This window comes from Acetomicrobium thermoterrenum DSM 13490 (assembly GCF_900107215.1).
GTDB lineage: Bacteria > Synergistota > Synergistia > Synergistales > Acetomicrobiaceae > Acetomicrobium > Acetomicrobium thermoterrenum.
On record NZ_FNPD01000008.1, the window covers coordinates 1 to 13,265 of the forward strand.

The 13,265-nt window shown below is 48.0% G+C and carries 12 protein-coding genes; 6 read left to right on the top strand and 6 right to left on the bottom strand.

Annotated features, from left to right (window positions below):
* The 6 genes from BLU12_RS06975 to BLU12_RS07000 all read left to right on the top strand — a co-directional run.
* Positions 1–336, top strand: a 336-nt coding sequence (locus BLU12_RS06975) for a transposase (protein ID WP_143270387.1), incomplete at its 5' end; no start/stop codon positions are given.
* Positions 337–428: 92 nt separating this feature from the next.
* Positions 429–1,619, top strand: a complete 1,191-nt coding sequence (locus tag BLU12_RS06980; protein WP_009201788.1) for a DUF3798 domain-containing protein — start codon at positions 429–431, stop codon at positions 1,617–1,619.
* Positions 1,620–1,723: 104 nt separating this feature from the next.
* Positions 1,724–3,334 (top strand): sugar ABC transporter ATP-binding protein, encoded by a 1,611-nt coding sequence (locus tag BLU12_RS06985; protein ID WP_091461628.1) that lies wholly within the window; start codon positions 1,724–1,726, stop codon positions 3,332–3,334.
* Positions 3,327–4,373 carry an ABC transporter permease subunit gene (locus BLU12_RS06990; protein WP_091461630.1) on the top strand — a complete coding sequence of 349 codons (1,047 nt, stop codon included), beginning with the start codon at positions 3,327–3,329 and terminating at the stop codon, positions 4,371–4,373. Before BLU12_RS06985 ends, BLU12_RS06990 begins: the two co-directional genes overlap by 8 nt.
* Positions 4,370–5,470, top strand: a complete 1,101-nt coding sequence (locus tag BLU12_RS06995; RefSeq protein WP_091461632.1) for an ABC transporter permease — start codon at positions 4,370–4,372, stop codon at positions 5,468–5,470. The genes BLU12_RS06990 and BLU12_RS06995 overlap by 4 nt, the downstream gene beginning before the upstream one ends.
* Before the next feature lie 45 nt (positions 5,471–5,515).
* Positions 5,516–5,905 (top strand): DUF6672 family protein, encoded by a 390-nt coding sequence (locus tag BLU12_RS07000; RefSeq protein ID WP_091461634.1) that lies wholly within the window; start codon positions 5,516–5,518, stop codon positions 5,903–5,905.
* Between the two features lie 99 nt (positions 5,906–6,004).
* On the opposite strand, the gene ilvB is transcribed toward BLU12_RS07000, so the two are convergent.
* The 6 genes from ilvB to BLU12_RS07030 all read right to left on the bottom strand — a co-directional run bounded on the left by ilvB (position 6,005) and on the right by BLU12_RS07030 (position 13,065).
* Positions 6,005–7,669, bottom strand: coding sequence for a biosynthetic-type acetolactate synthase large subunit (gene ilvB, locus BLU12_RS07005; RefSeq protein ID WP_091461635.1), 1,665 nt, complete (start codon positions 7,667–7,669; stop codon positions 6,005–6,007).
* A gap of 5 nt (positions 7,670–7,674) precedes the next feature.
* The gene (locus BLU12_RS07010) at positions 7,675–8,814 is read right to left on the bottom strand and encodes an isocitrate/isopropylmalate dehydrogenase family protein (RefSeq protein ID WP_091461637.1); all 1,140 of its coding nucleotides are present in this window, start codon (positions 8,812–8,814) and stop codon (positions 7,675–7,677) included.
* A gap of 24 nt (positions 8,815–8,838) precedes the next feature.
* Positions 8,839–10,398: a 2-isopropylmalate synthase gene (locus BLU12_RS07015; protein ID WP_091461638.1), complete on the bottom strand. Its 1,560-nt coding sequence runs from the start codon at positions 10,396–10,398 to the stop codon at positions 8,839–8,841.
* 19 nt (positions 10,399–10,417) lie between these two features.
* Positions 10,418–11,428, bottom strand: a complete 1,011-nt coding sequence (ilvC, locus tag BLU12_RS07020) for a ketol-acid reductoisomerase (RefSeq protein ID WP_091461640.1) — start codon at positions 11,426–11,428, stop codon at positions 10,418–10,420.
* Between the two features lie 35 nt (positions 11,429–11,463).
* Positions 11,464–11,991, bottom strand: a complete 528-nt coding sequence (gene ilvN / locus BLU12_RS07025) for an acetolactate synthase small subunit (RefSeq protein WP_091461641.1) — start codon at positions 11,989–11,991, stop codon at positions 11,464–11,466.
* A 294-nt stretch (positions 11,992–12,285) separates the two neighbouring features.
* On the bottom strand, positions 12,286–13,065 hold the full coding sequence (locus BLU12_RS07030) for an Mrp/NBP35 family ATP-binding protein (protein ID WP_091461643.1): 780 nt from the start codon (positions 13,063–13,065) through the stop codon (positions 12,286–12,288).
* Between the last annotated feature and the right edge of the window lie 200 nt (positions 13,066–13,265).

Genomic DNA, 13,265 nt, shown 5'->3' on the forward strand with positions numbered 1-13,265 from the left:
CCAAACCTCAAAGGCTTCTACTGGGCCAAGGAACGCTTAAGGGACGTATATAGAGCGAAGGAGAAGAACGAGGCAGCCAAGCTTTTAGACCTGATCATCATGAACCTGAAGGCTTCTGACGATGCCGAGTTGTACAGGTGGGGCAATACCCTAAAACGGTGGCGACAGCCTATATTAAACTACTTCGACAACAAAACTACCAATGCCTATACCGAAGGATGTAATACGAAGGTGAAGATGCTAAAACGAATCTCCTTTGGTCTTAGAAACGTAGAGGTCTACACAAAAAAGATAATGTTGGGATTCTTACCACCGGAGTGTTTCCACACTATTTGAAATAGAGCCTGGACCGCGTTGACCTTTTCATGTCAAAATGAGATAATTAGCGTTGAATAAATATTTTTTCAATTTAGAGGAGGGAACCATTTATGAGGAAGGCTTGGGGTCTACTGGTTGTTGCGATGGCAGTGTTGCTACTAGGGACAGGCCTTGCTTTTGCGGAAGCTCCGTACCACATCGGCATCGTGACAGGAACGGTTTCTCAGTCCGAAGATGACCTAAGGGGGGCCGAGCGTTTAATCGAGGAATATGGCGATGTAGCCAGCGGAGGTATCATTCAGCATATCACCTACCCTGACAATTTCATGCAAGAGATGGAGACCACTATTAGCCAGATTGCCGGGCTTTCCGATGATCCCTTGATGAAGGCAATCATCGTCAACCAATCCATCCCCGGAACCACCGAGGCATTTAGGCGCGTAAAGGAAAGAAGGCCTGATATCCTTTGCTTCGCCGGAGAAGCACACGAAGACCCCGGAGTTATCGAATCCGTAGCCGACCTTGCGATCAACGTACACAACATCTACAGAGGTTACCTAATACCTCTTGCCGCCAAGAAGATGGGGGCTACTGACTTCGTCCACATATCCTTCCCTCGCCATATGAGCTACGAGCTGCTATCGAGAAGGCGCAACATAATGGAAGCAGCATGTAACGACATAGGCCTTAAATTCCACTTCGAGACGGCACCGGATCCCGTAAGCGATGTGGGAGTAGCGGGAGCACAGCAGTTCATACTCGAAAAAGTCCCGGCATGGCTTGAAAAATACGGACCCAATACTGCCTTTTTCTGCACCAACGACGCCCACACCGAACCTTTGCTCAGGCAAATAGTCGCTCACGGCGGATACTTCGTAGAAGCCGATCTGCCTTCGCCTCTGATGGGATACCCCGGAGCATTGGGAATTGACCTCTCTGCCGAGAAGGGCGATTTTCAGGCCATAACCAAGAAGATCGAAGAGGTAATCATTGAAAAAGGTGCATCCGGACGATTGGGAACCTGGGTTTACTCCTACGGCTATACGACTACTGCAGGATTAGGTGAGCTGGCAATACGCATCCTCGATGGAAAGGCCGAGATATCCCTGGAAGACCTGGTAGCCTGCTATGAAAAATTCACTCCCGGCGCTACGTGGAACTGCGGTTATTACGTGGACCTCAACACAGGCATAGAAAAGACAAATCACATGTTGGTGTACCAAGATACATATGTCTTCGGTAAGGGCTTCCTCGAGATGACCAAGGTTGAAGTTCCGGAGAAATATCTAACCATTAAGTAAGTGATTCTCTGCAAAAGGCATGTAAATCAGTGTTATCCAGAGGGGAAGCGGGGCTTCCCCTCTGCAATCTTATGCTCATGCTAAAGGAGTAAGAGGTGAATTGAATGTCTTCAACGCTGCTTAAAATGCAAGGTATTACCAAGTCCTTTTTCGAGAACAAGGTATTGCGGAATGTCAATATCACTCTCGAAAGAGGGGAAATATTAGGCTTGGTTGGCGAAAACGGTGCCGGGAAATCTACTTTAATGAACATACTTTTCGGCCTGCCCATCATATTTGAAACAGGTGGCTTTGAGGGGAAAATCTATCTTGAGGACCAAGAGGTGCGCTTTACCAGCCCGTTACAGGCTCTTGATGCCGGCATCGGAATGGTGCACCAAGAATTTTCACTAATACCGGGGTTCACCGCCGCAGAAAACATCGTTCTCAACAGAGAGTCCACAATGTATAACTTTTTGGTAGAAATATTTGGCGAAAGGCTTGCAACTTTAGATTACCCAAAGATCAAATCCAGAGCCACAAACGCTATCGGAAGATTAGGGCTTTCCCTGGATCCGGACATGATTGTTTCCGAAATGCCCGTAGGACACAAGCAGTTCACCGAGATAGCACGGGAAATCGAAAAGGAAAACACCAAATTACTGGTATTGGACGAACCTACTGCCGTACTAACCGAATCAGAGGCAAAGATATTGCTCGATGCCATGAGACGCCTGGCATCTCAAGGAATAGGCATTATATTCATATCGCACAGGCTGCAGGAAGTATTAGAAGCATGCGATCGCATCGTCGTCTTGAGAGATGGAGAGATAACCCTCGAGAAAAAGGCCAACGAAACGAACCTGCGCGAGGTAGCAAGTGCAATGGTAGGGCGCAGGATTGAAGGTTTGACCGAAAGGACCGGAGAGGAAAGGGCCTTTACAAAGCCGATTTTAACGATCGAACATCTCTGGGTAGACATGCCCGGCGAAACTGTGAGGGACGTCAATCTAGAGGTATACGAGGGTGAAATATTGGGCATTGGCGGTTTGGCAGGTCAGGGAAAGCTCGGAATAGCAAACGGAATAATGGGGCTTTTTCCGGCTGGCGGAAAGGTCACCTTTCAAGGAGATGAACTGCCTTTGAATAATCCCGCCGTTCCCTTAAAAAAGGGGATCGGCTTCGTGTCCGAAGACAGACGAGGAGTAGGATTGATCCTCGATGAGGGAATTGCGTTTAATATAGTCTTTACCGCGATGCAAATACACGACGCATATCTCAAAACTTACCTGGGCGGTCTAGTAAAGTGGAGGAACGATCAAGAGATCGTAAAGGCAGCGAAACAATACATAGAGATGCTTGCAATCAGATGCGTTCACGAAAATCAAAAGGTCAAGGAGCTCTCAGGAGGAAACCAGCAGAAGGTATGTCTGGCCAGAGCTTTTGCCCTCGACCCGAAGCTGCTTTTCGTATCCGAGCCCACAAGGGGTATCGATATCGGAGCGAAAAAACTTGTTCTCGATATGATATATCAGCGCAACAGGCAACACGGGACCACAATTGTAGTGACCTCCTCCGAGCTCGAAGAAATGCGTGCCATTTGCGATCGTATAGCAATAGTTCACGAAGGAAAAATTGCGGGCATACTTCCCGCTTCAAGTGACAGCTCAGAGTTTGGCCTTCTCCTGATGGGAGCTAAGGCATCAAACGAGGAAGGTGTGATCTCAGTTGGATAGGATAAAAAAATTCATCATTGACATTGGGTGGCCTCGTGCCATCATCGCTTTCTTTTTGTTGGCCCTCTTCGTCATAGCGCCATTCGTAAACGTCCGACTTGACTCTTCCATAAGCGATACCTTGGTAAGATTTGGTATGAACGGCGTATTGGTTTTAGCTATGGTTCCGATGATACAATCCGGTTGCGGGCTCAATTTTGGATTGCCTCTTGGAATCATAGCTGGGCTTTTAGGTGCAACGATGAGCCTGGAGTTCAACGCTGTCGGATTTCTTGGTTTTTTCATGGCAATCGCCTTGGCCACGCCATTCGCTCTCATATTTGGTTGGGGTTACGGACAGCTTTTGAACAGGGTCAAGGGCGGAGAGATGATGATAGCGACCTATGTTGGTTTCTCCTCCGTCGCTTTCATGTGCATAATGTGGTTGCTTTTGCCTTATAAGAATCCCACTATGGTATGGGGATACGCCGGGAAAGGCCTTCGAACTACAATTAGCGTTCAAGAATATTGGGGCGGCGTTCTTAACAATTTCCTTTCGATAAGGATCGGCGAATTTTTCTTCATCCCCACTGGAACCATATTGTTTTTTGCCCTTATGTCCCTACTAATATGGATGTTCTTTCGCACCAAAATGGGTACTGCCATATCGGCTGTCGGCGCCAATCCCGACTTTGCCCGAGCTGCAGGGATAAACATAGACAGAATGCGAACGATATCTGTAATGTTGTCCACGCTGCTTGGAGCTATAGGAATAATCGTTTACGAACAGAGCTTCGGATTCATTCAGCTTTACATGGGACCCTTCTTTATGGCCTTCCCGTCGGTGGCAGCCATCCTGCTCGGCGGTGCCTCTATCAATAGAGCCACTCTAACGCATGTCGTGATCGGCACGTTCTTATTTCAAGGCATATTAACGATGACGCCTTCCGTAATTAATAGCATGCTGCAGACGGATATCTCGGAGGTAATTAGGATCATCGCCTCCAACGGTATGATCCTCTATGCATTGACGAGGGGAGTAAGGGTGAAATCGCGATGAAAAAGAGAGAGGCTAAATTTACAATAAAAAGATTTTTGATGACTAACATCGTGCCAATTCTTTTTATACTTTTGTCAGCCTTTGCCATACCAATTTCGCAATTTTCGGCGAACTACCTGATACAGGAAATGCTAATTCGCTTGGCGAGAAACTCTTTTCTGGTGCTTTCCCTTCTGATACCGATCATAGCAGGCATGGGCCTGAATTTTGGCATGGTGCTAGGTGCAATGGCCGGACAAATAGGGCTGATACTCATAACCGACTGGAAGATATTAGGCATTCCGGGAATGGTCTTGGCCGCCATAATAGCAACCCCTCTGGCGATAGCCTTGGGGTGGATGTGCGGCACTATACTAAATCGTGCCAAGGGAAGAGAAATGGTCACTTCCTATATATTGGGGTTCTTCGTAAATGGCCTCTATCAGCTGGTCGTACTCTACTTTTTCGGATATTTAATACCAATACGCAGCCCGGAACTGGTGCTTTCCAGAGGCTATGGCATCAGAAACGCCGTCAATCTCTTGGGCATCAGGAACTGTCTGGACTATTTTATTCCAGTTACAATTCATGGCGTTAAAGTCCCCCTGGGAACTTTCATCGTTATTGCCATATTCAGCGCCTTCATAGTATGGTTCCGTCGCACCAAGCTAGGGCAGGATATGCGAGCTGTCGGCCAAGATATGGAAGTGGCTCGTTCGGCGGGCATTGCCGTAGAGCGCACCAGATTGATCTCTATAGTGATTTCGACGGTGTTGGCAGCTTACGGACAGATAATATTTTTACAAAACATAGGCACCCTCAACACTTATAACAGCCATGAACAGGCCGGGATGTTCGCCATCGCAGCGCTGTTGGTAGGAGGAGCAAGTGTAGCGAAGGCAACTCTGCCCAACGTCTTCGTAGGAGTCGTGTTATTCCACCTCATGTTCGTCGTATCGCCTATGGCCGGCAAATACCTAATAGGACAAGCACAGCTTGGAGAATACTTCCGAGTTTTCGTCTCTTACGGGGTTGTCGCCTTGGCTCTGGCTATATACGAGTGGCGCCGCGCTCAGGAACGGGCATATGCAAGGCGCATGTTTAGGGGCGAAGCGTAAAAAGATGTACGTCCCATGCAATTTTTCCCGGAGGAGGTAATAAATTTGAAGAAACGCCTTATTATGCAAATTGGCCTCGTAGTTCTGCTAATCGTAATAAGCATATTCTTATATCGAATCGGCAAGGGCTTCCAGCTGATCGTAGAAAATAAAAATTTTACTCTGGGCGACATCGTGTACGAAGCAGAGGGTCCAGTTAGGGTTACTTTCGATGACGAAATCCAGTTAGACCTCAAGAAAAACAGGGCTGATCTGGCCATCTTGGTTGGCTACGGCAAACATAAGATAAAAGTGGAAGTTTTGGACAACAACGGCAACACCATAAGGACAGTCGAAAAGACCTTTTCCCTCAGCGGCAAAGAGGGAGATCTTGTAAGCATACCCGCTCTGCTCAACGGAAGTGACAAATGGATCTTCAGGCGAAACGTCACTTAAGGCATGCTTAAACACCCGATAAGCTCCCACTCCAAGACATGAGTGGGAGCTTATTTTTTCGATTACGAAGCAATTTGGTTGGCATCAATTTGTGGATTCTCAAGCTTCAAGGATCATTTCGTCCATCCCGCCGCCCGGAGGAATCATCGGGAAGACCTTCTCCTTCGTAGGAACGATGCATTCCACCAATGTAGGCCCATCTTGACTTAATGCCATTTGAAGTGTAGAGCTAATCTCATGAGAACGTTCAATTCGATAACCCTTCACTCCAAACCCGCTTGCTATTTCCACCAAAGAGCGCGACGGCGCTTCATTGGTGGCCGAATACCTTTCGCTCCAGAACAGCTCTTGCCACTGCCTTACCATGCCAAGGCTGGAATTGTTTATGACAATCAGCTTGACGGGCAAATTATATCTGACGCAAGTCTCGAGCTCCTGTACGTTCATCAAAAAACTTCCGTCACCGGAAATACAAAGGACGGGTCGGTCTAAAAGAGCAAAGGCCGCCCCAATTGCAGCAGGAAGGCCGTATCCCATAGTCCCGAGACCTCCGGAAGACAAAAAGGTTCCGGGAAACTTTACTTGCCAGTGAAGGGCAGCCCACATCTGGTTTTGTCCCACTTCAGTCGAGACTATTTGTTGAGGCTCGACCATTTTTCTAAGAGACATCAAAAGGGCGCGAGGAGTTATGTAAGAGTTGTCATCGTCGCATACTTCCTCCTGTTTAAATTTCTCTATGCCTTGGAGCCAGGTGGAACGGTCGCGAGCTTTAATTTCCCCATGCAAACCCGATATAATCTTTCCTGCATCGCCTATCAGAAAGTGGGACGCTCTTATGTTCTTGTTGATTTCCGCAGGATCGACATCGATATGTATTATCTTTGCATTCGGAGCAAAGCAGGTCGCTCTACCCGTCGTCCTGTCGGAAAAACGTGTTCCTACCCCAATGACCAGATCAGCTTCCAGGATCGCCCTATTGGCCGCAGGGCGCCCGTGCATTCCGGCCATACCTAAAGACAAAAAATTTCCTTCTGGATAGGCGCCTTTGCCCATGAGAGTGGTAGCCACAGGCATCCTGAATTCGTCGATAAAACTGCTAAATGCTGCGCTTGCTCGAGAGTGTATCACCCCTCCCCCAAGAAGCAACAAGGGCCGTTCGGCTTTATTAATGGCCTCTACCACATCGCCCCACATCGTAAGATCCTCGTTCCTTTCGGGATGATATCCCGGAAATTCTAACTTGGGAGGATAGACAAACTCTCCTTCCTCGTTTTGAACGTCCACGGGCAAAACTATCAAAACGGGACCCGGTCTTCCTGTTGTGGCGATGTAAAAGGCCCCACGCACCGCCTTTGGAATTTCAGAAGCACTTTTTACCAAAAAGCTGTGCTTCACCATTGACATGGAACAGCCAAAGATATCGGCCTCCTGAAATGCATCAGTTCCCATCACCTTCGTAGCTACCTGGCCGGCGATCACGACCACAGGAATGGAATCCATATAGGCCGAAGCCAAGGGAGTCACTATATTGGTAGCACCGGGTCCCGACGTAACGAAACAGACGCCCGGTTTTCCCCTTACCCTCGCATACCCGTCGGCCGCATGCCCTACCGCTTGTTCATGGCGCATCAATACGTGTCTTATCTTTGAATCGTAAAGGGCATCATAAAGCGGAATTACTGTCCCTCCAGGGTATCCGAACACCGTCTCCACGGCCTCTTCTTCCAAGGCCTTAATTATCATCTGTGCCCCTGTCAAACGCATTTTACTCACATCCTTTGGATAATTGAGGCAACACTGTCTCCGACCTCTGAAGTTGTCGCCTCGCCACCAAGCTCCATAGGATGTCTTTGCCGCGGAAAGGCCCTTAAATATTCCAAAACAGCATTTTTTACGGCTTCGGACGCCTCAACTTGTGTAAGATGTTCAAGCATTAAACTTGCCGACAATATGGCAGCTAAGGGATTTGCCCTTCCTGTACCGGCTATATCGGGCGCAGAACCATGAACCGGCTCGAACATCGATAGGCCATCTCCTATGTTTGCGCTGGGTGACAAACCCAACCCGCCCGTAAGTCCCGCCAGAAGATCGCTTACGATGTCGCCAAACAAATTTGGACATAAGATCACGCCATATCCCGAGGGATCTCTTGCAAGCTGATAACAGAGGGCATCTACATTGACCAGTTTTAGTGATATCCCCTCTTTTGAGGTCTCCTCTTTCGCTATTTCTTCCCAAAGGCCGTACAGCTCTTTCACGGCGTTTGATTTCGTCGCTAGCACTATTTCGCTTGCCTTTCTGCGACGGGCCAAGTTGCAGGCATAGCGCGTAATGCGCCTAACGCCCATTTCCGTAGCCAAAGCCAACTGTGCAGCAAATTTCATGGAAGGATCAACTTTTAGGGAAAGAGCTCCCTTTAACGTATATGAAGGTCTCTTCATATCCACCGTCGCCTCGATCTCTTCATTAGAAAGAAAGCCCAAACCTACGTAAAGGTCTTCAGTGTTTTCTCTGACCACAACTATATCCATGTCCTCTCCCCTCTTCAAAGGCGTAGGAACATTGGGATAGGTTGAGGCAGGCCTCAAATTAACGTATTGATCGAAATAAAACCTCGTCTTCAGCAATATTCCCCGCTCAAGGACACCCGGAGGAACCCTGGGATCTCCTATGGCTCCCTGCAGCAGCGCGCAGCACTGCTGCATCTCTTCCAGCGCTTCGTCCGGCAAGATCTCTCCTGTATTCAAGTAGTGTTCGGCCCCGTAGGGAAATTCTCTCCACTCCACGGAAAAACCAAACGAACTTGCAGCAGTTTCAACGACCTTTCGCGCCTCAGTAATCACGTCTTTCCCTATGCCATCTCCCGGCAAAAGCCCAATACGATACGTCATTTTAGCATCATGAGTCATCTTCCCCACTCCCTCTCCTCGACATTACACCGTGCTCACATACTGCGGAAAGATGTTAATCCCTCTAGCCTCCGCAATTTGGACCAGTCGATTTACGGCGTTTAAATAGGCCTTTATGCTCGCCTCTATGACGTCGGTGCTCGCTCCTCTTCCTTGGGCCAACACGCCCTTCAATTTCACAACTACCACCGCTTCTCCCACTGCATCGGAGCGCTCGCTGACTGCGGAAATCTTGTAGCTGACCAACTCCGGTTCGATGTTTATTATCCTTTTTATCGCCTTGTAAGCTGCATCAACAGGGCCGTTGCCTGTGGCGGCATCGCTCACAGTCCTTTCGCCGTCGGAAATCACCACGGTAGCAGATCCCCTGCCGCCCGCTCCCACATTGACCATGAAATCCCTCAACTCAAAGGTCCTCTTCGTTGCGCCTCCAAGAATTTCGTCCACGACCAAAGCTTCAATATCGCCGTCGCTGACGATGCCCTTTTTATCGCATAAATCCTTGAATAACACGAAGGCCTTTGCCATCTCTTCTTCGTTTAAATGATATCCGAGGCCTTTTATCCTCTCCGAAAAGGCGTGTCTCCCGGAATGCTTTCCCAACACCAATTTAGTGTCGGGAGCTCCTACGTCCTGAGGTCTCATGATCTCGTATGTCCTCTTATCGCACAAGACACCGTGCTGGTGTATTCCTGCCTCATGAGAAAAGGCGTTATCTCCTACGACTGCTTTATTGGGAGGTATGACGAAACCAGTCAATCGCGACACAAGCCTGCTAGTAGGATAAAGGTGAGTGGTGTTTATGCCTGTCTCGGTTCCAAAGTACTCTTTTCTGGTACGCAGGGCCATGACAATTTCTTCCAGTGAAGCGTTGCCGGCGCGTTCGCCTATTCCGTTTATTGTGCACTCTACCTGTCTTGCTCCCGCCTTAACTGCCACCAGGGAATTTGCCACGGCCAAGCCCAAGTCATCATGACAGTGAACCGACCATATTACATCTTCTCTACCTACGCCCTTCATCACCCTAGAAAAGAAATCTCCAAATTCTTCGGGTATGGCGTATCCCACGGTATCGGGCAAGTTTAAAGTGGTTGCCCCGCAATCTGCTGCGACCTTAAAGGCTTCTATCAGAAATTCGGGGTCGGACCTGCTGCCATCCTCGGCGGAAAATTCCACGTCGGCAACGAGGCTTTTGGCATAACCTACAGCGGAACGAATTTCTTCCAACACTTCTTCCCTCGTCATCTTGAGCTTATATTGCATATGGATATCGCTTGTGGCTATGAACACGTGAATGCGCGGACGCTCTCCATATTTTACCGCCTCAAAGGCAGCCCTTATATCTTCTCTTCTTGTTCTAGACAATCCTGCTATGATGGGACCTTTAACCTTTTCAGCTATAAGTCGGACGGCCTCTGCGTCTCCCGGTGAAGCGGCAGGGAAACCGGCTTCTATGATATCTACGCCTAAGGCAGCCAATTGATAGGCAATGTGAAGCTTTTCCTGCGAATTTAAATTTATTCCCGGCGACTGCTCTCCATCCCTAAGCGTCGTATCGAATACTCTCACACGATCGTCACTCATCATTCTACATCTCCTTTTTTTAATTTTCCGGAGCTTTTTTGGCATCGAGCCAGGGCATCATCTTTCTAAGTTCAAAGCCGACCCTTTCTATAAGGTGATTTTTCTCCCTCTGCTGCCAAGCTCTCATTTGAGGCCTGTTGCATTGATTTTCAAGTATCCAGTCTTTAGCAAAGCTGCCCTCTTGAATGTTTTTCAAAAGCTCCTTCATCGTCTCTCTGACTTTCGAGTCAATGACTTTCTTACCTGCTACCATGTCCCCATATTTGGCCGTATCGCTCACCGAATAGCGCATCCAAGACAGCCCGCCCTCATACATCATGTCCACTATCAGCTTAAGCTCGTTCAAACATTCGAAATAAGCAATTTCCGGCTGATATCCGGCCTCGACCAGGGTATCGAAACCTGCTTTGACCAACTCCGTCACTCCACCGCAGAGGACAGCCTGTTCTCCAAATAGATCCGTTTCCGTCTCCTCGGCAAAAGTTGTCTCAATCAAACCTGCTCGTCCGCAACCTAAAGCACAGGCATAAGCTAAAGCCATCTCTCTGGCCGAACCCGACGCATTCTGATGAACTGCAAATAGCGCAGGAACGCCCTTTCCTTCCTGATAGGTTCTACGCAGCAGATGCCCAGGGCTTTTGGGAGCGACCATGAAGACGTCTACGGTGGAAGGGGGTATGATCTGATGAAAATGAATGGTAAAACCGTGGGCGAAAACCAGCGCTGCTCCATCTTTTAGGACAGGAGCCACTTGTTCTTCGTAGATTTTAGCCTGGATGTGATCGGGAACGAGAAAGACGACCAGGTCGCTCATGGCCACCGCCTCTTTTACATCCCGCACCTCCAAGCCATCCTGGCGTGCCCTTTCTATAGAAGAACTCCCTTTGTGAAGACCAACCACTACGCTCAGACCACTGTCCCGCAAGTTCTGCGCATGGGCATGGCCTTGACTTCCGTAACCCAATACTGCGACCTTTTTATTAGCCAAAACTTTTATGTCAGCATCTCCGTCATAATAAACCCTTGCCATATTCTATTCCTCCTTAATATTAGTCGTGCAAAATTTTATGCTAGTTTCAATTCATACTCTTCGCATCGGCCTGAAACTTTGTCTTCAAATCCTACGCGCTGCATTGCCACGGCTCCGCTTGAAGCTACTTCCAAAATCCCGAAAGGCCTCATGGCAGACAAGAAGGCTTCAACCTTGCCCTTGTCTCCGGTGACCTCGAAGACCAAGGCATCTCCGCCCACATCTACAGCTTTTCCTCGAAAGGCTTCGGCCGTTTGAAGGACATGAGGCCTGATCTCCAATGGAGCCGAAACTTTGATCAACATGATCCAACGTTCCACATAGGGAGCCTGACTCAAATTTCTCACCTCCACTATCTCTATTAATTTATCCAGCTGCTTCACAATCTGGTCGACAACCCTTTCGTCGCCTTCTACAACCATGGTAAATCGAGAAAATCCCTCGATATGGCTATGACCCACGCTTAAGCTCTCCACGTTGTATCCTCTTCGTGCTATTAGGGCTGCTATGCGAGAAAGCACTCCGGGATTGTCCTCAGCTAATACTCCTATAACATATTTCACAATTATCACCTCCTTCATAAAAAAATAAAAAGGTCGGGACCCCTGTAACGCTTACGGGTCCCGACCTTGGAAGCTAAGGGTAATAAGAGCCCTATGCTCCGGGAGGGGACCCGCAGCTTATAATTATTAGAACTAGCACTAGGACCAATTCCATGCATACTACGCCTTGGTGTAACATCTGCGTTTCCCCTCCTTCTAGCGGTAAATTTCCGATCATTCTAATTTGATCGCAGAGACATGTCAAGCAAATAAAATTAACTTGCAATTCAGAATATTTAGGAGCCGCGTCCGTCGCTACTTAATTGTTGCGATAGCTAAAAGACTCTGCATCACCTCCGCGTTATCGTAGGTTTCAAGCTTGCCTTCATCTCCAAGTTTGGCAATTGACGGATCTATGGGCAGTTTGGCCAAAATAGGGATGTTATGTTCTTCCAACTCTTCCGAGTGGCTAGAACCGAAGGGCTCCCACGCCTGATGACAGTAAGGACATATGGCATAACTCATATTTTCCACTGCACCTAAAACTGGTATGGACAACATGTTAGCCATGTTCACTGCCTTAATTACAACCATGGCCGAAAGGGACTGGGGTGATGTGACAGCCAAAAAACCATCTAAAGGCAATAGTTGCATGATCGTGAGGGGGGCATCAGAAGTGCCAGGTGGCAAGTCTACCAACAGATAGTCAATCTCTCCCCACGTCACATCTTCCCAAAATTGCTTTATAACGTTTGCTACAAGGGGTCCTCTCCATATCACAGGTTTGTAAGGATCATCTAAGAGAAGATTTATGGACATTACGCGGATCCCAAGATTTGGCGAAACCGGTGGAATTAAGCTGGAAAAAGCAGCCTTAGGCATTCCATCCACCCCTAAAAGTTTTGGAATGGATGGCCCTGTGAGGTCTGCGTCCAGAATACCTACCTTAAATCCTTGTCGCTGTAAAGCTACAGCTAACAGAGCAGTAACAGAGCTTTTTCCAACGCCCCCTTTGCCACTTCCTATAGCTAATACATGATCCACTCCCACTTTCTTGGCTTTGGCGATTGGCGCACTATCGTGGTCTTCATTCATAACAAATCCCTCCTTCGTTCCCAATTGATTATCCTGATCCAAACATACATGACTCTCTGTGAGGAAAAAACACAAGAAATTCCTTTTCGTTCCTCGTAAAGCAAACGCTGTATATTATACTTTATAGATAATGAATATCAATATCTATATCTATATCTATAATACCGAGCGAAGGAACTATTCTTTTGGATTCTCATCAC